The sequence below is a fragment of the Victivallis sp. Marseille-Q1083 genome (assembly GCF_903645315.1).
GTDB lineage: Bacteria > Verrucomicrobiota > Lentisphaeria > Victivallales > Victivallaceae > UMGS1518.
The window spans coordinates 269,881-291,352 of record NZ_CAHJXL010000001.1; the positions used below are offsets into that span (position 1 = coordinate 269,881).

Below are 21,472 nucleotides of genomic sequence, written 5' to 3' on the forward strand. Positions count from 1 at the left end.
ACAAAATGGCAAAGAAAAAAGTCGGAATCATCGACTACCATATCGATGAATGGCACGCCAATCACCTGCCGGAATTTTTCGCCGGCGCCCAACGGCGCAACGAATTCGAACTGTATTGCGCCTGGGAAGAATCCCCGGCGGCTCCGCCGGGGCAGCCGCTGCAAACCTACTGCGCCGCCCACGGCCTGATTGCCGCAGGCAGCATCCAGGCAGTCGTCGAACAGGCCGACTGCCTCCTGGTCCTGGCCCCTTCCAACCCCGAAACCCATTGTCGCCTGGCCGAGCTGCCGCTGAAAAGCGGCAAGCCGACTTACATCGACAAGACGTTCGCCCCCGATCTGGAAGCGGCGATGGCGATGATCCGTCTCGCCGGGCAGCACCGGACGCCTTTTTTCACGTCGTCGGCGCTTCGGTTCAGCAGTGAGCTGCTCGCTGCCCGGCGCCAGGGAATCAGGCCGTCGACCGCGTTGGCCGAAGGCGGCGGCAGCAGTTTTGAAGAGTACTGCATCCATCAGATCGAAATGGTGGTGTCGGCCCTCGGCACCGGCGCGATTCGCCTGATGCAATGCGGCACGCCGGACTGCGAACACCTGGTGCTGCAATACGCCGACAGCCGCTTCGGGACCCTGACGTTGCGTCCCGATCTTGATTTCCGGCTGCTGCTCGGTGAAGCCGAACGCACTGTTCGGCTCGACCCGTTGACCGCGTTCTTTCCGAATTTCACCGATGCCCTGCTGGAATTCTTCACCACCGGCGTTTCGCCGGTCCCGGTGGAAGAGACGATCGAAGTCATCAAAATCCGGGACGCCGCGCTGGCCGGTTTGTCCAAACGGCACGAATGGATCGCAATCCGGTAAGCAGCAACTCCTCTTCCGAAACGCCGGGCTTCCGGCGTTTCGGGATTGCAGTTTATTCCAGCGCCGATTTCGGGCAGAACCGCTCCGGCGTCTGGTTGACGAACCCCAAGGTCGATTCGCTGAATACCACCGGATCGGTCTGCCGCAGAATTTCCGCTTCGACGTCCGTCATCGCCATTGTTCCAATCACCGGCAGAAAGGTGATCAAATAATCGTGTTCACCTTGATCGGTTACTGGACAATCACGTTCCGGCGTCAATTCATTCGCCCAGACGTTAACGAAGTAAGGCGAACGCAGCAGCGTCAGCCGCACCGTGTTGTCCGGCTGGATGTCCAGTGCCTGGACATCGGCGGAAACCACCGCCAGGCTTCGCGTTTCTCCTTCCAGAATCGTATAATTGCGTACCGGATATTCCGCGCCGTCCAGCGACCGGGCGGCAATTTCGCCGCCGGGCACTCCTTCCCGCCGGCGGATGATTTTGAAATTCGGCTTGAAGCAGAGCTTGACCAGTTTCTGGGTTCCGTGCCAATCCAGCCGGAACCGCAGCCGCAACGCCGCCTCGCCGGCCGCCAGCCGGACCCCCAATGAAATGGTTCCGAACTCGCAATGCAGCCGGCCCCCCAACTCCGACAACAATTCACCGGTTTCGCGCGGCAGCCAGACGCCGTCGCCGTGAAACCGGCTCAACACTTCGCTGGTAAAGCGATAACAGTCCTGTCCCCAGGTATTGCTGGGATCTTCGAACACTTTGAAGCGCACCGGTTCGGCCAGGAATTCCTGCTGCCGGCAGCACAGCGAAACGATGCCGCCGGAATCAAGCCGCACGGCCAGCACGGCATTGCCGAACCGGTTCGCTTCGATCGGCAACGGCTCGCCGGCTTCCCGCTCAACGTCGGTATGGGCCAGCAGAATCCTCCGGCCATGCGGCGGCAATTGCAATCGCACCGCCAGGCGCGTCGTCCAGGTCACCGCCGATTCCGGCTGGATGCGCTGCATCGGCACCGGATTGCCGGCCAGGTCGGTCAAATACAAATATTCTCCGGCCGGATTGCGCAGCCACGGCGAACACTCTACCAGGCCGTCGAACGGCCGCTCGGCGGTATTGTCGAAGATCAGTTGCTGGCGGGGATTGGGCGCCAGCGCGACGTTGCGTTTGCGCACCGATTCGACAATGATCCGGCGGGCAACGGTTCTGGCTTCGCCCAGCTCGTCATAAATTTCTTCCAGCGCCGAACGCAAAGCAGTGCCGGCCAGCACATCGTGAAAAGTCGCAAACAGCACCCCTTTCCAGGCCGCCTCCAGCCGTTCGGCCGCATCGACCGGACAGTTGCCCGGATCGTGCCGCACCACCGTCCCGGCCTGCTCCAGCAGATTCTCGGCCTGCCGCACTTCCCGCTTGATCCGGCTGACGCCGCTGTAGCAGCCGATCATGCAATGCTGCAATTCATCCCGGATGACCGGCAATTCAACGCCGGAGGCTTCGATCGCCTGAAAACAGGCTTCCGGGTGGCTGAAAACCAGCCTGACCTCCTTTTTCCAGTTCAAATGCCGCCGCAGCCAGTCCAGTTCCCAGCGGGTCGGCCCGCCGCCATGATCGCCGAGCCCGATGAAACACATCGTATGACCGATCGCCGGATCGGCGTTTTCAATTGCCGCATTGAGGTTGTCCAGAATCGTCGCTTCGCTGTTCTGGGTGCAATAATAGTGGTCGATGTGGAATTGCAGCAGCCGGCGGCCGGACGGCGACTCCCACCAGAAGATATTCGGCAATTTCTGCTCCGACGGCGACGGCCGCTGGCAGATGTAATATCTGACGCTGCCCGGAACATAAAAATCGGGCAGCGTGGCCGGATGGCCGAAGCTGTCGACATTGAAGCCGCAACGGACTTTCACGCCGAATTTCTGCCGGAAATAACGGGTGCCGATCTCATTGTGCCGCCGCAGCGTCTCCGGCCCGGACAGATTGCAGTCCGGCTGAACGTACCAGTTGCCGACCACCTTCCAGCGCCCGCCGGCAATATGCTGCCGAATCCGTTCGAACGTGGCCGGGTCGAACCGCTCGACCGTCTCGTAAAACCAGACTTCGCCGCGCACCAGGTAGATTTCCGGGTAATCGTCGAGGACGTCGCAGGCGGTCCGGGCGGTGGAAAGCACTTCGTCGATTCCCTGCGATTTTCCCCACAGCCAGATCGGGTCGAGGTGGGAATTCAGGATCAAATGAACTGTCAACATGGCATCATCCTCCCATTGGGTTCCTATTGATAACGCCAATGTAACGGCAATGCAACGTTTTTGCGTTCAAAATAATGCACCGGAATTTTTCATACAGTTTGGAAAAATTCCGAAAAAGTGCTATCGTTTCCTCACCATGAACATCAATTACGGCAAACCCCATCCCGGCATCAGACGCCGCTATTTCGAAAGCGGCTCCGCCGTGCTGCCCGACGGCGTTCAACTGGTCGGCCGCTACGAAAGCCGCCAGGCCAGTCCGCTGCCGCGCCACCGCCATCCCGGCGTCTTCGAAATCAAATACGTCTCACAGGGAACGCTGCGTTACCGGCTGAACGGCGGCGACATTGAAATTCACGCCGGCGAGCTGCACATCTGCCGGCCCGGCGAACCGCACGGCGGCGCAAACAACCGGATGCCCCCCTGCCTCTGTTACTGGCTGGAAGTGATGCCGGAGCGGCTGCTGCCGGACAGCGAGACGGCCCGGATTTTCGCCTCGCTGCCCTCCGGCAAGCTCGTGCCGCCGGACCGCCGGCTGGCGATGTACTTCGAGCGCCTGTTCGACGAGTGCGCCTCCCAGCGGCCGGACCGGCTCAACTGCATCGCCGGCTGGGTCCGGCTGCTGCTGGTCGACATCGGCCGGGAGTGCCGGGCGCGGCCGGTGGCCGTTCCGGCCGGCCAACCCTATTCCGAACCGGTCCGGGCGGTCATCGCCGCGATGCGGCAGCATGTCGCCGACGCCGAACCGCTGGAACAACTGCTCGCCGCCGGCCGCTTGAGTCCCAGCGCAATCTTTGAACGCTTCCGGCAGGAAACCGGCCATACGCCCAATGAATTCCGGCTGCAGCTGAAAATCGAGCGCAGCCTCGAACTGCTGCGCGATCCTTCCCTTTCCATCACCGCTGTCGCCTTCCGGCTGGGCTTTTCGTCCAGCCAGTATTTTGCCACCGTGTTCCGCAAAATCACCGGCTATTCCCCGCGCCGCTGGCGCGACCGGCTCGCTACCCTCGAACGGCTGACCTAGTTCTCAACGGCCGAAGGTGACGGTGCCGAAATATTCCGGCAGGTGAAAATCGATCTTCGGCAGCGGCGCCCAGCTCATCCAGTGCGGGTTGGCGAATACCGCGCATTTGTAGAAGTTGCCGCGCCAGATCTGGCGGTATAAAGCGGCCGGGTCGATTTCGCCGCCGTAATATTTCTCCAGCAGCGAAAACGGCACGAACGCGCCGATCGTCCAGGTGGTTTTCTCGTCGATCGCCGGATCGATTTTGCCGGAAAACGCAGAGCGGATTGTTACTTGGCCGTACTCTTCGGCGGAAAAATTGGTCAATTTGCCGGCATTGATGTCGCAGCAGTGATAGAGCAGCGCATTGCCGCTGGCCGCCAGTTCGAAACAGAAATAACCGTCACTGTCCGGCGGCTGCAGAAAGAATTCGACGCAACTGTCGAACGAGATGCGGTTGCTCCGGTTGTCCTCTTTGGCGAAAACATACTGGTCTTCGATCCGGAAAATCACGTAAATGCCCCCGGCATCGTACAACGCCCGGAATTCAACGGCAGGACAGAACAATGTGGCGACATAAACGTTGTTCATCCGCCCGATTTCACTGTTCCGCCAGGTCGGCGACTCCCAATCGGTCAAATCCGGCTCCTGCCGCGCCCGTTCGATCCGGTAAACCGGCTTTTCCCCGGGCAGCGCCGCGCAACCGTGATTGGAAGCCGCCGTCCCCAGACCCAGCAGAAAAAGGCCGAGCCGGCTGAACAATCGCTTGTAATTCATCGTCGTTTCCTTCCTGAGCAATATTGATTCGTTCATTGGTCATCCTTCCGGTTATCGCCGTCGCCGCGGCATAAAATCACCTTTCATCCATGTTTTCACGCCATGCCCATTTTTAACCGGCCTGCCGCGCCTTTGCCGGCGGAAAATCATGTTGTCCAAAGTTCTTATATAGTATAGTAAAAATCGAATCGATAGAACATGGGATTTCCGAGCAAAAGATGAGCATTTTACGCAAAATATTCATTTCGATGCGATTTTGCGCTGCAAGTTTTCCCTCTAACAATGGCCCGCGGCACGGACCTCCGGTTCGTCCCCGGACGCGGCAGAACAGGCGACGCGATCCTTCTCCCAGCGCCGGCCGGCGGCAGCCGGGAAAGGTTATTTTTCCAGTTTTACCGGATAAAATAAAAAAACCGGCGATTGCCAGGATGGACCGATAACGAACCAACTTGCACACGGCGTCGACAGGCAAAACCGGAAATGAATCAGGAACGCCGGACCGATCTACCGGCGTTCTTCCGGGTTCGACGGTTTTCCGCCGCGTCAGTCGCCGGACGGAAAAATCTGCAGCGACTGGATGACGTATCCGACATCGCCGGCCGCGTCGGCCAGCCGGAAAGAAACCGCCGCCACTTGCCGCTCCGGATGAGGATTCTGCTGCCGCCAACCGTAAATCACTTCGGAATTGCCGTAACGCCCCTGCCAGCAAGCCGGAAATTTCTGCAACCCCGGCCGCCGCCGGTAGAACAGCACCGGATCCAGCCAGGAAGCGACGTCACAACCGTAAACCAGCGGAAATTCCGCCCGGGAACCGTCTTCGTATTCCAGCGCCACCGTCACCATCGGCTCCCGGAACAACGGCCGGTCCCGCAACGTGAAATGACGCACCTCCACTCCGTCCAGCAGGCGATGCACCGGATAAACCGCCGTCATCGGACCGGCAACGCTCTCCGGCGCCCCCAAAAGCCGGGAATCGGCGTCGCGGACGGTCAAAGCCGCTGGCGGCTCGATCGGCGCCAGCACTTCTCCGGCGGCGCCGCTGCCGGAGAGGACGAAACCGTAAGCGGGAATCGGCGCATCGCCGTACCCCGGATAATTCTTGCCGCTGACAACCCCGTGCCGGACGACCAGTTCATACCCCGCCGGACCGGTTCCGGTCGACGGCCCGAATGCCCGGGTGAACAGGCAGAGTTTGCCGTCTTCGGCCGGTTGATCGATCAAATCGATCCGCCGCAAATCGCGGCCGTCCCGCTGCAGCGTCAACGGCGGACGCAATTGTTTCAGGTTGTCCGCCGTTTCGGCAAACGCGCCCAGCACCACCGCATTTTCGCCCGGCAAGCCGAATTGTTCACAAATCCGGCCGGCCAACTGCCGGGCCGCCGCCGGCATGTCGCAATGATCCGGCGACAGGAACACTCCCGCTTTCGGCGCCGGCCGGCGCCAGATCGCCTCATTCCACACCAACGACTGGTCGCCGGAAGTCAGATCATCGGCATTGTTCCAGCAGGCTGCCGCCGTCGCCGCCAGCGTGCGCTGCACCCACGGCGTCCGCACCACGCTGTTGCCGCCGGGTTCCTCCCGGTCGAAAAAGGCGGTTTCCATCCAGCAGGAACCGATCACGGCATCCGCCAGTTGCCCGGCCTGGCGGGCGTGGTCGAGCGCCGATTCCGCCCCCCAGGACATCTGCCAGACGGTAAATCCTTCCGCCGCCAGCCCGAAAGCGCTGGCGTAATGTTCCTCGTGGTCGTAATTCCAGTAGATGATCGAGAACTCCTTCGGAATCCGGTCGCGCACCCGGTGAATGCCGGTCTTGGCGTCGTAAGCCTGGTCGCCGCCGAAAAAAGCGTCTTCCCTGCCGATGATCATATCGTGATAGATCAACGGCTTGAGCGATTTTTCACGGCAGAGCGCCAATACCTTCTGCAAATGCTCCAGATAGAGCTCGCCGGCCGGCCGGCCGTATTTCTCCTGATTGGCGAGCATGCACTTCGACGCTTCGTCCATCCCGAAGTTGAAATATTCCAACGGCATCCCTTCCGATGCGAACAATTGCCGGAACTTCTCCACGCCGTCGGCCAGACAGCGGTAGTTCTCCGCCGCCCCCAAATCCAGCCCGTCCTCCAGCCGCACCGGCCAGTTCCAGCCGCGGTCGCCGTGCGCCAGCGAGTTGACGCAGGGAATGACCGTCAAATGGTAGAGTTTCGCGTGGCGCAGCAGTTTCCGGTAGGCCTGCTCGGGAAAATGCGGGCCGAATTCCGGCATGATGATATTGTATTTCAGCCGGGCCATCGCCTCGACGGTCGCCAGCAGATAGTCGTCCTCCGGCACCAGATAGCACCATTGCCAGATCATCCCCCGCCGGGCCACCGACGGAAAATCGTCAATTTCCACCCCGGAAAGCGAAATACTGTCGTCCCGGAAATCATAAGGCGCGTCGCGCAGCAACTGCACCAGCGTATGCCAGCCGTGATAAATTCCGGCCGTGCCGCCGGTCAATTCCACCGCGCCGCCGGCGATCTTCAAGCGATACGCTTCCGGCGCCATCGCCTCGTCCAGCCGAACGCGGACCGGCCCTTGCGGCCGATCCCATTGAAGCTGCCACCCCAGCGCCAGTTCCACTTCCCGCGCCGCCATCTCAACCCATTGCGGCGAAACATCCTGCAGCACGACGCCATCCATCTGGCGCAACACCACCGGTTCGCCCGGCAACTCCGTCAGACGCTGCGGCCTCGGCACCAACTCCGCCGCCGCCGTCAAGGCAGCCAGCCCCAGCCACACCATCGCCAAGAACTTCACCATTCCCGTTTTCTCCTTGCAGACATATTTTCACAATTCCTGTAATATATTGACCAACAGGAACAATGTCAATGCTGCGGCAGAATCTTTTCCGGCCGTTTCCGGGCGGAATTGCTCCGCGAAACAGTCTTGCGCCGGCGCTCCGCCGACCGGAGCTCAGCGATGTCACACTTTTGTTATTCCGCTTTTCGCGCCAGAATCGGCTGCCCCAGCGTTCTCAACGTCAAACCCTGAAATTTCTCCCTGGGCTGTTTCGGGCAGAACCACAGCAGAATGAAAGCGCCGATGAATGAAAGCGGCAAACCGAACGCAAAGCTCCGGGCCCGCGGCACATCGGTGATCAGCATTTGACTGTAGCAGTACCAGATCAACATTCCGAAAGCGCCGCCGAGCACCGCCATCCCCAGCAAAGCCAACCCCTTGCGCGGCCAGCCGGTACGGCGCAGCAGCCAGGGCAGACAGAGCAGCAGGCCGATGGCCAGCGGCATCAGCACATATTGCAAAGCCAGCGGACCGGCCCAGCCCAGCGGTTCCCCCGGCGACCAGAGCGCCTCGCTTTTACGCGACAGCACGTACCAGCAATTGCCGGCAATTCCTTCGCCGAATGCGAAAAAGGTATATCCCCAGATCAATTTGCTGCTCGCCCGGTTGGAGAGCACGCCGAACAGAAACGCCGGCAGCACTGCCGCGCCGAGCAGGCCGAAAATGGTGCCGACTTCGGCGACCGATTGCTCCAGCCATTTGCCGGAAAAGTCCAGCGCCAACCCGAGCAGGATGGCGACGGCGCCGACCCAGAATGTCGCATAGCGGGAGACCGACACTTCCTGTTTCGGCGTCAATTTTCGGTTGAGGTAACGCTGATGGAATTCCTTCAGCCACACTGTCGCCATCGAGTTGATGCCGGAATCCAGCGTACTCATGATCGCCGCCAGCATCGCCGCCATGAAAATACCCGGAATCGGCGCCGGCAATTTGGTTGAAACGAAGTGAAAGAAAGCGGTATCGCCGCCGGCATTGGCCAACGCCGGATCGGGATTCTGCCGGTAGTAAGTGAAAATCGCCATGCCGACGAAAAACAGGATCAACATCGACAGAATGCCGAATGTCGTCGAAACGATCTGCGACTTGAACCCTTCCCGCCAGTTCCGGGTGCTCAGCAGCCGCTGAATGTTGATCTGGTCGCTGCAGGCCTGGGTCAACGGCGTCATCAGCGCATTCCACAGCATCAGGAAGAACAGCAATCGGACATAAGGCGACAGCGTATAAAAATCCGGTTCGGCGAATTGCGGCAAACCGTGCCCCTCGCGGAAGGCGCAGCTCACCGCTTCCCAGGCTCCGCCGGAGATGTTGCAGCACAGCACCGCAACGATGATGACAAAACCGCCGAACAGCACGAAAAATTGCAGCACATCGGTCCATACCACCGCTTTCATGCCGCCCATCACCGTATAGGCGATGCCGAACAGACCGACCAGCAGAATGGTGAACCAGGCCGGCCAGCCGTAAGCGCCTTCAAAAATTTTCGAAGTGGTATAGAGCACCATGCCCAGATACAGCACCCGGCCGTAGAACGCCGAGATGGCGACGACGAGGCGGACGGTCGGATCGTAACGGTATTCCAGGTATTCATACGGCGTATAACTGCCCAACGCGAAATAAAAACGGGTGAACAACAGATAACAGGGAATCCCCAGCGGCAGGGCGATCAACGGCGTCAGGATGAACAGCGTCACCCCGTTGTTATAGATTTCCCCCGGCACCATGACGATTGAAATCGAGCTCAACAGCGACATCATACAGGAAATGCCGATCGCCAGAAACGGCATGTTCCGGCCGCCCAGCAGGTAATTTTCGGAAGTGTTCTCATCCCGGCTGAAATACCAGCCGATGCCCAGCACGGCAATCATGTAAACGATGATGATGAGATAATCGATCCAGTACATTGTCATGGGAAAGTTTTCCTTCTTCTGTGGTATTCTTTTAAAGATTATTATCTGAAAATCAGTATGTCAAACCGCTTGGCTCAGCGGTCATCCGCCGACGGCAGCCAGGCGAATTTGACCGCCGACAATTCGGCAACCCCGTCGACGGAACTTGAAATATCCCCCCACAGGCAGCCGGGCCGGTTGGCGGCCGCCAACAGCCGGCCGGCGGCAATGATTCCGCCGTCGATCCACAGCGCCCCCTCGCCCGAAGCCGGATCGACCGCCGCCCGGAAGGTATGATAATCCCGCAGCATTTCCGGGCCAAATTCATAAACGCCCCAGGGATGCAGCAGGCGATTCTCCTCGAAACGGAAAACACCTTCATAACTTCTGGCGCCGCCGCCCGGCACCGGCGGCCTCAAGATCATCTGGAAGCGCGCCGGAAACTGTTCCGGGTCCTGGGCCGGAATCCGCAAACGCCACTCCGCAACAACGATTCCAGCCGCCCCGCTCTTCCAGACCGCCTCCTCCAGCGAAAACGTCTGGAACGGCCGTTCCGGGTCATTGTGGTCCAGCCGGAGACCGCTGCCGTCGGCAGTCGGCGTAAGGCGTTCCGGCCGGTAATCATGCCGCAACTGTTCACGGGCCGGCAGCCGGCCGGCCTTGAAATCGGCCTCGAACTGCCAATTGCCGTCCCATCCGGCCAGGGAGGCCAATTGCGGCGGCGGTTCGACCGGATATTTGATTTCCAGCATCAGATCCTCCAGGCGGAAGGACTGGACAAGCTGCACATTTTTCCAGGCGGCGGCCCCGGTGCCGGCGCGATTCAACGAACCGATCAGGATACTTCTGACGTCCATTTCCGCGATCCGGTAAAAACTCTCCGGCAGCCGCACGGCGGCAGCGTCTCCCGGCAAGGTCAGCTTTTCCCGGAACAGCAGTTCGCCGTCGGCTTCGACCGTCAGGATTCCATCCTCAATCGCCGCTTCATAGCGGTGAAAACGGTCGGTCGTCTCGAATGGAACACTTTTGCCGATCCCGACCAGCCGAATTTGCGACGGTTCGAAACTGATGATTTCCGCCACCCGGCCGTCGGCCAGCCGCAGCACCGCCGTCTCCGCGCCGGACTCCGGTTCCACCCGGCATTCGACGGCGACCCGCAACGGATTGCACTCCCCTTCCGCCAGCGGATAAAGGAAATTGACCACTTCATTTTCATCGCCATCGACCAGCCGGTAGGCACCGTCGCGAATCGTTTCAGCCCCCGGCCGGGCGTTGCCTTTGTACAGCCGCCGCCACGGCACCTGATTGGCGCCCTGCAGCAATTCGTCGCCGGCCAGCACGGTCACCAGCGCCGGAGCCATCTCGCCAACCGTAACGCTCAGCTCATGCATCCCGGGCCGCAGCAGACCGGGCGGGACGGCGTAACTGTTGATCAACCCGTCGGCGGCAACCGGTTCCAGGCTCTGCCGGTCGAAAGCGACCTGCAGCGGCGCCCGGTGCCGGTTGGTCAACAATTTCAGCCGGATGCTTTCGGCGGCTTCCGGCGCCTCTTCGCCGAGTTCGAGCCGGAAACTCCGGGTCTCACCGCTGCGCAATTCCGCCGGATGTCCCGGACAGAGCAGCGGAAATTGTCCGGCCGCCTCAAGTCCGGGACCCCACACCCGGTCCCACGGCTGATTGACGGCAAAATAATTTTTATCGCGCCGGAGCAGATCGGCGGCCCGCCGGGCAAAAGCGGGGAAATAATGGGTTTCATAAAAGAAATTGAAGTAAAAAATACCGTCGGCGCCCCCGGCCCAGGCCGCCGCCGTCTGACCGTCGATCGACGCAGCGGTATTGCGCAGAAAATCACTGTAACGCGGCCGGATCCAACTGTGGTCGACCGACGGATAGAATTTCAAACCGTACTGCCGGCACAATGCGGCGGTCTCCGCCCACGGCCGCCAGTGCGGCGCCCGGTCGCCGCCGGCGAAATAAAGGTCGAAGAGGCCCTCCTTCATCCACGCTTCCACCTCCAGCCCCATCGACCGGCAAACCTCCAGCGAATCCGGCAGGCGGAATGCCAGCAGAATCGGCCGGTTGTCCGCCCGGCCGATCTCTTCGGTCCGCCGGCGGATTTCCCGGATCATCCCGGTGAACAATGCCCGTTCCTCCGCCGAGACCGGTTCGCCCCAGGCGGCGCTTTTGAACAGCATCGGTTCCCGGTAAAAATCCAGCACGACCCCGTCCACGGCATAATTGCCGGCCAGCTCCGCGATAATTTCGATGAATTTGTCACGCACCGGCTGCTGCGCGAAATCATAACTGGTCCAGGCGGCGTGCGGCGGCGGATTTTCCGCCGAACCGCACAGCAGCTCCGGATGGGCGGTCTTGAATTGCGGCCGCCATTGCGGCAGGCCGGCATCGTGAATATCATTGATCCGCATGTTGACGAACAGCTCGAAACCGTGCTTCCGGCAGAATTCCACCGCCAACTGCAATGGATCGGTATCGTAGCGGTCGATCAGCACCGGCACGATGTTGGCCATATCGCCCCAGCTCGAATCACGATGGGTTTCAAACACCTCCGTCCGGGTGCTCAGCAGGAAGCCGACCGCCATCGGGCAATAGGTAATCGTATCGATCTGGCAGCCGAGGGTCTTGTCGAGCATTTCGGCATAGAAATTCTCAATGGTCGGCGCCTTGCCGCCCGGAAAATTGGTCGCGTCGCAACCGTCGTCGTCGACGATGATTTTCCGCGGCCGGTTCAGCGCGTCCAATTTCATCTGTTCCCATTGCGCCTCGGCCGGTCCGACGGCAAAGCCGTTCCAGTTCGCCAGGAGACAACTCCCGGCCAGCAGTAATTTTCGCCACATCATTTTGCGTTTCCCATCCAGTATTGCCATCTTTCGCTCGCCGGGCGAAATCATCGGTCAGTTGCGGCCGGCGCAACGCCCGGAGCGGGGAACCGCCGGCATTCCGGCGACCTCCCCCCAAGCGAACCGGCCGCAGACCGCCGGTTTTTGATCAAGAAATAATAGTATAACAGTTACCGATTGTTCTTATTGCCCCGGTACCCGAACCACTTTCACCTCCGCCAGTTCGGCGACGCCGTCAACCGTTTCGGAGATATCCCCCCAGAGGACGCCGGCGGCATGCTCCACCCGGCCGGCCATGCCGACGGCGAGCGGTTCCCCGTCCATCCACAACGCCGCATTGCCGGTGGCCGGATCGACGGCGGCCCGGAAGGTGTGGAATTCCTCCAGCCAGCCGGCGGGAAACTCGCAGACACCCCACGGCTGGCGGAGTTTATCCGCTTCGAACCGAAAGACGCATTCATATTGCAGGCCGTCGGCACCGGACACCGGCGGGCGCAGAATCATCTGGAAACGAGCCGGAAATTCGGCTTCCTGCTGCGGCGGGATGCGCAGTTTCCACTCGACCAGAAGCACTTCCGCTTGCTGTGCCGCCGTCCAGGCCGGCTTGAAAGTGAAGGTCTGATATTGATTCTTATCGTTGTGATCCAGCCGCGTCGCCGTACCGTCGGCCGCCGGCGACAAGCGGGCCGGATTATAGTTGTGGGTCAGTCCGGCTGCCGCCGGCGCCGCACCGGCACTGAAATCGGCGGCCAGATCCCAATCGAAACCGGCCCGATTCGCCGCCGCCAGCGGTTTCGCCGGGGTCGGCGGATATTCGACGCTGAGCATCATATCGACCAGCTTCACCGGCATCGCCAACTGCAGATTCCTCCACCACGACCGGCCGCTGCCATCCCGGTTCACCGAACCGATCAACAGGCTGGCAGTCTGCATCTCCGGCAACTGATATTTGCTCTCCGGCAGCCGGATCGCCGCATCGTCGCCACGCAGCGTCAATTCTTCCCGGAACAATTCGCGGCCGTCGGCCCGGAGGGTCAGAACCGTACCGTCCAGCTCCGCCTCATAGCGGTGAAACGCGCCGGCGGTGTCGAACGGAATGACCGTTCCCCGGCCGACCAGCCGGAGCTGCTGCGGTTCCAGGCTGATGATTTCCGCCACCTTGCCGTTCCCCAGGCGCAACACCGACGTTTCCGGCTGATTGCCGGGGGCGGTCCTCGCTTCAACACTCACCTTCACCCGGCCGCCTTCCAGGCCGATCAACGGATAGAGGAAATTAGTCACCCCCGCACCGTCCGGATCGGTCAACTGATAAGCACCGTCGACAATCTCTTCCGCACCGGGACGGCCGTTGCCGTGGAAAAGCCGCCGCCACGGCGGTTGATTCCCGCCCTGCAGCAACTCGCCGCCGGTCAGGACCGTCACTTCCGGCGTCACCGCTTCCCGCGACAGCACGGCAATATCGTTCAAGCCGGTTTTCAGGCATTGCGGCTCCACCCGGTAGGTGAGCAACCGTCCGTCCCGGCCGGCCAGCTCCAGCGGCGCCCCGTTGAAGGTCACGTCCAGGTCCACCCCTCCCAGAGAAGTCAACAACTTCAAATTGGCGGCACGCATCCCGGCCGGATCCTCCTTGCCGAGTTCCATTTGAAAACGCCGCGGAATGCCGGCCGGCAGCATGATCGCCTGAGTCGGACTCAATTGCGGCAGTTTCAGGCATTCCGCCAACGCGCCGATACCGAAGAAATCGGTGGTCTGGGCGGAAACGAAATAATTCTTGTTGCGGCAGACCAGATCCTCCGGGTTGCGGGCAAAGCTCGGAAAATAAGCCGATTGATAGAAGAAATTAAAATAGTAGATGCCGTCGGCCCCGGCCGACCAGGCCGCCGCCGTCTGGCCGTCGATGCCGGCAAAACTGTTGCGCTCGAATTGCGGATCGAGCGGCTTGATCCAACTGCTGTCGATCGACGGGTAAAATTTCACCGCATATTTCCGGCAGAGTTCCGCCGTATTCTCCCACGGTTCGGCGTGGCCGAGGTCGCCGCCGGCGAAATAAAGATCGAACAAGCCTTCTTTCATCCATCGCTCAACATCCAGGCCCAGCAACCGGCAGCCGGCAACCGTATCCGGCAGACGGAACGCCAGCAGAATCGGCCGATTATCGGCCCGGCCGATTTCCTCGGTCCGCCGCCGGATCTGCCGGATCATGTCGGTGAAAAGCTCCATCTCTTCCGCCGAAACCGGTTTTCCCCAGGCCGAGCTGCGGAAGAAATTCGGGAATCGGGCAAAATCCAGTTCGACGCCGTCGACCGCATAGTTGGCAGCCAGTTCCTCGATGATTTCGACGAACTTGGCGCGCACCGGTTCCTGGGCGAAGTCGTAACTCGACCACGGCGCGGCAGTCGGCGGATTGTCCTCCGTACCGCACAGCAGTTCCGGATGATCTTTTTTGAACTGCGGCAGCCATTGCGGATACCAGGCGTCGTGCACATCGTTGACCCGCATGCTGACGAACAGTTCGAAGTGGTGCTTTTGACAGAACGCCACCGCCAGCTCCAGCGGATCGGTATCGTATTCATCGATCAATATCGGCGTGATATTGACGATATGGTCGGCGCTGGACTGCGGGTTGCGGTGGGTTTCGAATACTTTGGTGCGGGTGCTGAGCATGAAGCCGACCGCCATCGGACAATAAGTCAAGGTGTCGATCTGGCAACCGAGGGTTTTGTTCAGCATCTCCGCATAAAAATTTTCAATCGTCGGCGCTTTGGCCTTCGGGAAATTGGTCGCGTCACAGCCGTCGTTGTCGACGATGATCTTCCGCGGCCGGTTCAGTGCCTCAAGTTTCTTCTGTTCCCACTGCGCATCGGTCAACCCGGCGGCCAACAGGCCGCCGGACAAACCGAGACTCATCAGGGAACACCACAGTTTTCCGCCTCGTCTCATTCGATCGCTCCGTTCGGTGGTTAGAATTCGGTCGGCGCGGTCACATCGCTCTTGAAGCAGAAAAAGCTGCTCATGTCGAAACCGGCATTGTTGCAGCGATCCTTGAGTTCCAGCGGATCAACCGCTTCGGCATGGCCGTCGACAAACGCCGTATTGATGCGGCCGTTGTGCCGGGCGTAGGCGTGATTGTTGGCGGAAGCGGACATTTCACAAAGATAAAACTGGCTTTCGAACGCAATTTTGTAACTGTCCATCAACAACGGAAAACTGGAGGGATTATCAATCTTGCCGACCAGCAGCGTCCGGACATTGTCGACCGCATTGGTGCGGTAGGCCGCCGGCAGCGTCCAATAGGAAACCACGCCATAGGTAATCTCGCGGGCACCCTTGCTCTCATATTTCGACGCGTCGCGGGTCGGGGCAATCGGATCGTCCGGGCAGCCGATCGACGCCGGCGGGTCTTTCGGCAGATAGCCGGCGTAAGTCAGGTAGTCGGCCCAGGTCACCAACTGGTCGCCGTCCGGCGTGGTCCGCCAGGACTGAATCGCCTGCATGTTCTTGTTGTCGTTCTGATACATTGTCATCATCAAAGCGGTCTGTTTCTGGTTGGAAATGCAACTGATCGCCGTTGCTTTCTGTTTGGCTTTGGTCAAAGCCGGCAACAGCATCGAAGCAAGGATAGCAATGATCGCGATTACAACCAGCAGTTCAATAAGTGTGAATTTCTTTTGCGGATGGTTCATTTCTTCATCTCCTGAGTTTTGGTTTCGTTCTCCGGCGCCGACGGGACAGGAATCACTTTGATTGATCAGGTCAAGGTCATTGCCCGGCCCTCGATCGCCGAAATATGATTGATTAAAACGATACGGACTGCTTTAAAATCGACGGGTCTCCCTTGTCGAGCCCCGGATAATAGAGAATGAAATTCTCGAGATCCCGGACCAGGCTGGCCAGATGCTCCCGGCAGGCGCGTTCCGCTTTTTCCGCATCGCCGCGGCAGAGCGCCTCAAGGATCTGGGCATGCGCGTCGATGGTCAGTTTGCGGTTCAGGCTGTCGAACTCCTCATGGCTCGGCCGGTGATCGAACTGCTCCAGCGTATCCGAATGGATGAAATACTTGAAATCGGCATAGCTGTTGACGAAAAAGAGCGCGATCACCTTCGCCTGCATCTGCTTCTGGGCAAACTGCCGGTTGCCGCAATTGGCGACGATATGCAAATGGAAATCGAGGTCGGCCTTGCTGTATTTCTTGAGATCATGATGGCTGTCAAACGCCTCCATGACCTCCAGCTGCCGTTTGAGGTAATCGAGCACCGAGCGAGGCCGCAGCCGGGCGACCCGCCGGGCGGCAATCGGCTCGATGGCCTCCCGCAACTCATACCACTCCAGCAGATCCTGCAGGGTGAACGCCCGGACCCGGTAACCGCAGTAAGGCGTATATTCCAGAATATCCCAACCGACCAACTGGTTCAGCGCCTCGCGCACCGCATTGCGGCTCCAGTCGCCGTTCTTGGCCAGCACCGACTCTTTGATCGGCTGGCCGCTCTGAAATTCGCCGCGTTCGAATTTCTCGATCAAAGTATGCAAAACCCGCAATCCGGCGGGTTGACGTTCTTCCGCTGCCGCCGCCGGGACGGTTTCTTTCGGCATGACAGTTGTTCTCATGGCTGCTCCAGTTAATGGTTTCTTTCTTAAAGTATAGGATATTTTTCAAAAATTGTCAACACTTTTCATGAGAAAAATACAAAAAAAATGCAAAATTTTTCAAAACAAGCTCGTCTTCGGTATCAAAAATCGTAAATCGTCCTCATATTTGTTTAAAAATCGCAAGAAAAATAAAAAATTAAGATTATTTTCAATAAATTGTTGACAATTTTGCCAAAATATACTATACTTTAAGGACAGAACAATTCAGCAGGCCATTTGCTGCCCAAATTTCAAAGCAAAACACAACTTCAACCAAAGGACAAAACCAGAAGATGCCTACAACGAAGGGAACCGGGAAAAAAATTCAGGTCGGCAATCGCCTCATTGGACCGGGTGAACCGATTTTTCTGACCGGTGAGATCGGCGTCGCCCACGGCGGCAGTTTCGAAAACGCCAGACGGCTGATCCATGCCGCAGCGGAAGCCGGCTGCGACGGCGTCGATATTTTCATGACCGACGTCGAGGAGTTCTACTATCGCAATCCTCCCGGCCAGCGGGACTACTTCCGGGAATGGCACGACCAGAGTTTCACCCCCAAGCAGTGGAAAGAACTGCTCGCCTACGGCGAATCGCTCGGCCTGATCGTCTATCCGACGCCGCTGGACCGGCACAGCATCCGCTTGTGCGGCGAAATCGGCGTTAAAATGATCAATCTGAATTCCGACGACGTCAACAACCTCCTGCTGCTGGAAGAGGCCGCCGGACTGGGCATTCCGATCACCATGCACGACATCGACCAGTCGCTTTCCGAAGTCGAAGGCGCCGTCAGAACCCTCCTGGACCACGGTGCCAGGGATATCATCATCCTGCATTCGACCCAGGAGACCGGCGAACAGGAATTCGGTTACGCAACCGCCAACCTGAAGGTGATGCAAACCTATGAACAGGCGTTCGGCGGCCTCGGCGTGCTGGCCGGCTGTGTTGAGCACACGACCAGCGATTATCTGATTTACGCGGTGGCGGCATTACAGCCGGCGCTGATCTCCAAACACATCAAAATCGACGAGCAGGTCGAATCGGACCGGATCATCGCCGTTAAAATCGACGAGCTGAAAACGATGGTGCAGCGGGTCCGGGCCGTCGAAATGGCGCTCGGCAGCGGCCAGAACCAGAAACCGGTCAGAAGCGACGGCACCGCGCCGCAGCGTTCGCGCAACAAAGTGCTGGTGGCGGCCCGCGACATTCCGGCCGGCAAGCGCATCGACCGCGACGACATCATCGCCAAACGGCCCGGCGATTTCGGCGGCCTGCATCCCTGGCAGGCCCGGCTGCTGCTCGGCGCCCGCGCCAAAGCGCCGATCGGCCGCAATACACTGTTGAGCCTCAATCATTTCAGCGATTTCCCGGAGCCGGACTACAAATTTCCGGAAACCGACAACTACCCGGTAGCCGATTTCAACCGGGTGGTCGGAGTCTGATCTTTCAGCCGCGCCGTTTTCCGGGCGGAAATGCAGAGCCGTTTCAACCGCGGGGACCCTCCGGTTCCGGACATTCCGGAACCGGCCTGGCCCGGCCACGGGGCTTTACAGAGCCGCTCGAAACCAAGAACGACGGCACTCCCGCCTGCGGCTTCGCGCTTTCGGCTCGCCGCTGAAATCCGGCCAGACCGGCGCTTCGCGGGCTTTGCTTCACATATTCGACAGGGGGCGACCGGCGGTGTCCGCCTGGGACGGGAGGTGTTTTGATTCAAAAATCAATGACATTCAGCGTACCAGCAACTGCGCCGCGCCGATCAGCGCGCCGAGCACATAGCCGAGCACCTGGATCGCCCCGAGGTGCCCGGCGGCAATCGAATTGACCATCCGGTGAAAAGAACGGACATCCTGCGCATCGACCGCCCGGGATATGCGGTCGGCCAACAGCAATTTCCGGTGGATTTCCGCCGCGGCCCGGGTCCGGATCAGCCGTTCGAGCTGCGGAACGAAATTCGGCAGCAATTCCGTCTGAATCCATTTCCACAACGCCTCCGAGCAGATGACGTTGTCGGTGATGCCCGGCAGCGCCGCCTGCAGATAATCGTGCAGGAAAAAATTGAGTTTCGTCTTCAGCGTGGCAGTCCAGGCGGCCATCTTCTCCGCCGCTTCCGGCGCATCCAGCCAACTTTTCAACCGTTCGGCGGCGGCAAGCAGTTCGGCATCGATCATCCGCCGCGACTCCTCCTCCTGCAGTTTCTGCTTCAGCCGGTCTTCCACCGCGTCCCAATCGATATTGCCGACCAAGCCGTCAGCCAGGGATTCCGATCCCAGACCGAACGGAATGTGCTGCTTCAAAAACTCCTGGGCGCTCTCACGGACCATCGTTTTGAATAAATTGATCAACTGCGGCGTTTTGCGGTCCAGCGCCCCAATAAGGCTGTCGCACACCGCCCGGCGATTCTCCGGCGCGGTCAATATCGGCGCCAGGTCGGCCAGCCAGACCCGTTTCAACTGTTCGGTCGTGATCAACTGATCGAGAATTTCGGTCAACGAGCGTTCCAGCCGCGGCTGCAGAAAAGCGATGATGCTGTCCTCGTGATGGCGCAGCAACGTCTGCAACTGGCCGCACAAGGCAGTGACGATGCGCTCGTCCTGGACAAATCCGACCGCCATATTGCACAAATCGGTGGAAATTTGCTGCGGATCGAGCAATTGCTCCATCTGTTTGCCCAGTTCGACGCCGACGGCGTGTTTGTTGCGCGGCACCAGCCCCTGCTGCCAATAGGTGCCGGTCAGCAGCGAAAAAGGATGCAGCTTGTTGCGCTCGTAGGGCTTGAACAGCATTTCAATGGCAATATAGTTGGTCAGATAACCGATGGCGGCGGACAGCAGCACCGGCAGCACGGCGCCGCTCCATACCGGCGGCAGCGGCAGCCGCAGATGCGAACAAAGAATCTGCAGCGGCAGAAAGCCGAAAACCGTCAATAGACTGACCGGGAAACAGAACAATTCCGCCGCCGCGAAAAAACGCTTTTCCAACGGCGCCTCCGACCACAGCAACTGCCAGCGGCGGCCCCAATCGCCAATTTGTTTCCCAACCGTCTGCTTTTCGTCCATCTGTTTTTTCCCGAAAAAAATCTGAAACACGCTGATATTGATCCGGCATCACTTTACTGGCCGAAAGACCAGAAGTCAAATTTGACAAATCCGCTTTCATCAAGTATTGTTTTTTGTCCCTTTAAATTTTCTCAAACGATATCGGCAAAATTCGAATGGAAGGCAACAAAAGAATATGGATTTCAACAACACTTTGAAACGTTTCGAAAATGAATTGCTCAACTCGGTGATCCCGTTCTGGGAGAACCATTGCGTCGACCATCAGTACGGCGGTTATTTCACGATGCTGGATCGCGACGGTTCGGTTTACGATACCGGCAAATACATGTGGATGCAGTGGCGCATCGTCTATATGTTCGCCACGCTCTATATGGAATACAAAGTGGAAAAGTGGCTGGACATCGCCCGCCAGGGGTATGATTTTCTCTACCGGCACGGCCGGCTGCCAGACGGCAGTTATTATTTCCAGCTCAACCGGCAAGGCGAACCGGCGATGGCGCCGTTCAGCATTTTCTCGGACTGCTTCGCGGCGATGGGCGCCGCCGCGATGTACCAGGCGACCGGAGAGGAAAAATACAAAATCGAAGCCGAATCGGCGATGAACAGCTACATCCGGCGCATTCCCAATCCGAAAGGCAAATGGGAAAAGGCGCTGCCCGGCAAAGGCCAGCGGCTGGCGCTCGGCAGCTACATGATCCTGGCCAACCTCGGCTGCGTGATGAGCGAATGTCTGAAAACCACCACCTTCGACCAGGAAACCGACCTGGCGGTCCGGACCGTGATGGACAAATTCTGGAACGAAGATCTGCAGGTGCTCTTCGAAAATGTCAACCCGGACGGCAGCTTCGACCTTGACTCCTGCGAAGGGCGCTTCATCAATCCGGGCCACGGGCTGGAATCGATGTGGTTCGTGCTGCAATATGCCGAAAAGCAGGGCGACCGGAAGTTGATCGAGCGGGCCTGCCGATACATCGATGGCCAATTCAAATTCGGCATCGACAAAACTTACGGCGGCATCTTCTATTTCATGGACGCGCTCGGCAAACCGCATCTGGAACTGCAGCACGACATGAAGCTGTGGTGGCCGCACAATGAAGCGTTGATCGCCGCCCTGTTCGCCTACCGGCTCTCCGGCGACCGGAAATTCCTCGACTACTTCCAGCAGATCGACGAATGGACCTGGGCGCATTTTCCGGACCCGGAATACGGCGAATGGTTCGGCTATCTGAACCGCCGCGGTGAGCCGACTCACCTGCTCAAAGGTGGCAAATGGAAAACCTTCTTCCACGTTCCCCGCTGCCTGCTGATCTGCAAACGCCAACTGCAACTGCTGCAGAAATAACC

13 protein-coding genes are annotated in these 21,472 nt (G+C 59.3%); 4 read left to right on the forward strand and 9 right to left on the reverse strand.

The window, feature by feature from the left end; translation table 11 throughout:
• Positions 1 to 5: 5 nt before the first annotated feature.
• On the forward strand, positions 6 to 857 hold the full coding sequence (locus tag HWX74_RS01005) for an oxidoreductase (protein WP_176011749.1): 852 nt from the start codon (positions 6 to 8) through the stop codon (positions 855 to 857).
• Positions 858 to 909: 52 nt separating this feature from the next.
• Here HWX74_RS01005 and HWX74_RS01010 read toward each other — a convergent pair whose 3' ends face one another.
• Positions 910 to 3,090: an alpha-mannosidase gene (locus tag HWX74_RS01010; RefSeq protein ID WP_176011750.1), complete on the reverse strand. Its 2,181-nt coding sequence runs from the start codon at positions 3,088 to 3,090 to the stop codon at positions 910 to 912.
• A gap of 136 nt (positions 3,091 to 3,226) precedes the next feature.
• On the opposite strand from HWX74_RS01010, the gene HWX74_RS01015 reads away from it, so the two are divergent.
• The gene (locus HWX74_RS01015) at positions 3,227 to 4,111 is read left to right on the forward strand and encodes an AraC family transcriptional regulator (RefSeq protein ID WP_176011751.1); all 885 of its coding nucleotides are present in this window, start codon (positions 3,227 to 3,229) and stop codon (positions 4,109 to 4,111) included.
• 3 nt (positions 4,112 to 4,114) lie between these two features.
• Here HWX74_RS01015 and HWX74_RS01020 read toward each other — a convergent pair whose 3' ends face one another.
• From HWX74_RS01020 to HWX74_RS01050, 7 genes are all read right to left on the reverse strand, one after another.
• Positions 4,115 to 4,903, reverse strand: coding sequence for a carbohydrate-binding family 9-like protein (locus tag HWX74_RS01020; RefSeq protein ID WP_176011752.1), 789 nt, complete (start codon positions 4,901 to 4,903; stop codon positions 4,115 to 4,117).
• Between the two features lie 507 nt (positions 4,904 to 5,410).
• Positions 5,411 to 7,666, reverse strand: coding sequence for a glycoside hydrolase family 20 zincin-like fold domain-containing protein (locus HWX74_RS01025; RefSeq protein WP_176011753.1), 2,256 nt, complete (start codon positions 7,664 to 7,666; stop codon positions 5,411 to 5,413).
• Between the two features lie 173 nt (positions 7,667 to 7,839).
• Positions 7,840 to 9,612: a sodium:solute symporter gene (locus tag HWX74_RS01030; RefSeq protein ID WP_176011754.1), complete on the reverse strand. Its 1,773-nt coding sequence runs from the start codon at positions 9,610 to 9,612 to the stop codon at positions 7,840 to 7,842.
• A 74-nt stretch (positions 9,613 to 9,686) separates the two neighbouring features.
• Positions 9,687 to 12,449, reverse strand: a complete 2,763-nt coding sequence (locus HWX74_RS01035; protein ID WP_176011755.1) for a hypothetical protein — start codon at positions 12,447 to 12,449, stop codon at positions 9,687 to 9,689.
• Between the two features lie 183 nt (positions 12,450 to 12,632).
• Positions 12,633 to 15,389 (reverse strand): hypothetical protein, encoded by a 2,757-nt coding sequence (locus HWX74_RS01040; protein ID WP_176011756.1) that lies wholly within the window; start codon positions 15,387 to 15,389, stop codon positions 12,633 to 12,635.
• A gap of 20 nt (positions 15,390 to 15,409) precedes the next feature.
• Positions 15,410 to 16,132 carry a prepilin-type N-terminal cleavage/methylation domain-containing protein gene (locus HWX74_RS20395; RefSeq protein ID WP_176011757.1) on the reverse strand — a complete coding sequence of 241 codons (723 nt, stop codon included), beginning with the start codon at positions 16,130 to 16,132 and terminating at the stop codon, positions 15,410 to 15,412.
• Between the two features lie 112 nt (positions 16,133 to 16,244).
• Positions 16,245 to 17,054 carry a GntR family transcriptional regulator gene (locus tag HWX74_RS01050; protein ID WP_176011758.1) on the reverse strand — a complete coding sequence of 270 codons (810 nt, stop codon included), beginning with the start codon at positions 17,052 to 17,054 and terminating at the stop codon, positions 16,245 to 16,247.
• 314 nt (positions 17,055 to 17,368) lie between these two features.
• On the opposite strand from HWX74_RS01050, the gene HWX74_RS01055 reads away from it, so the two are divergent.
• Positions 17,369 to 18,514, forward strand: a complete 1,146-nt coding sequence (locus tag HWX74_RS01055; RefSeq protein WP_176011759.1) for an N-acetylneuraminate synthase family protein — start codon at positions 17,369 to 17,371, stop codon at positions 18,512 to 18,514.
• 285 nt (positions 18,515 to 18,799) lie between these two features.
• Here HWX74_RS01055 and HWX74_RS01060 read toward each other — a convergent pair whose 3' ends face one another.
• Positions 18,800 to 20,128 carry a DUF445 family protein gene (locus HWX74_RS01060; RefSeq protein WP_176011760.1) on the reverse strand — a complete coding sequence of 443 codons (1,329 nt, stop codon included), beginning with the start codon at positions 20,126 to 20,128 and terminating at the stop codon, positions 18,800 to 18,802.
• A 175-nt stretch (positions 20,129 to 20,303) separates the two neighbouring features.
• Here HWX74_RS01060 and HWX74_RS01065 point away from each other — a divergent pair, with 175 nt between their 5' ends.
• Entirely contained in the window at positions 20,304 to 21,470 is a 1,167-nt protein-coding gene (locus HWX74_RS01065; RefSeq protein WP_176011761.1) for an AGE family epimerase/isomerase, read from the forward strand.
• The last annotated feature ends 2 nt before the right edge of the window (positions 21,471 to 21,472 follow it).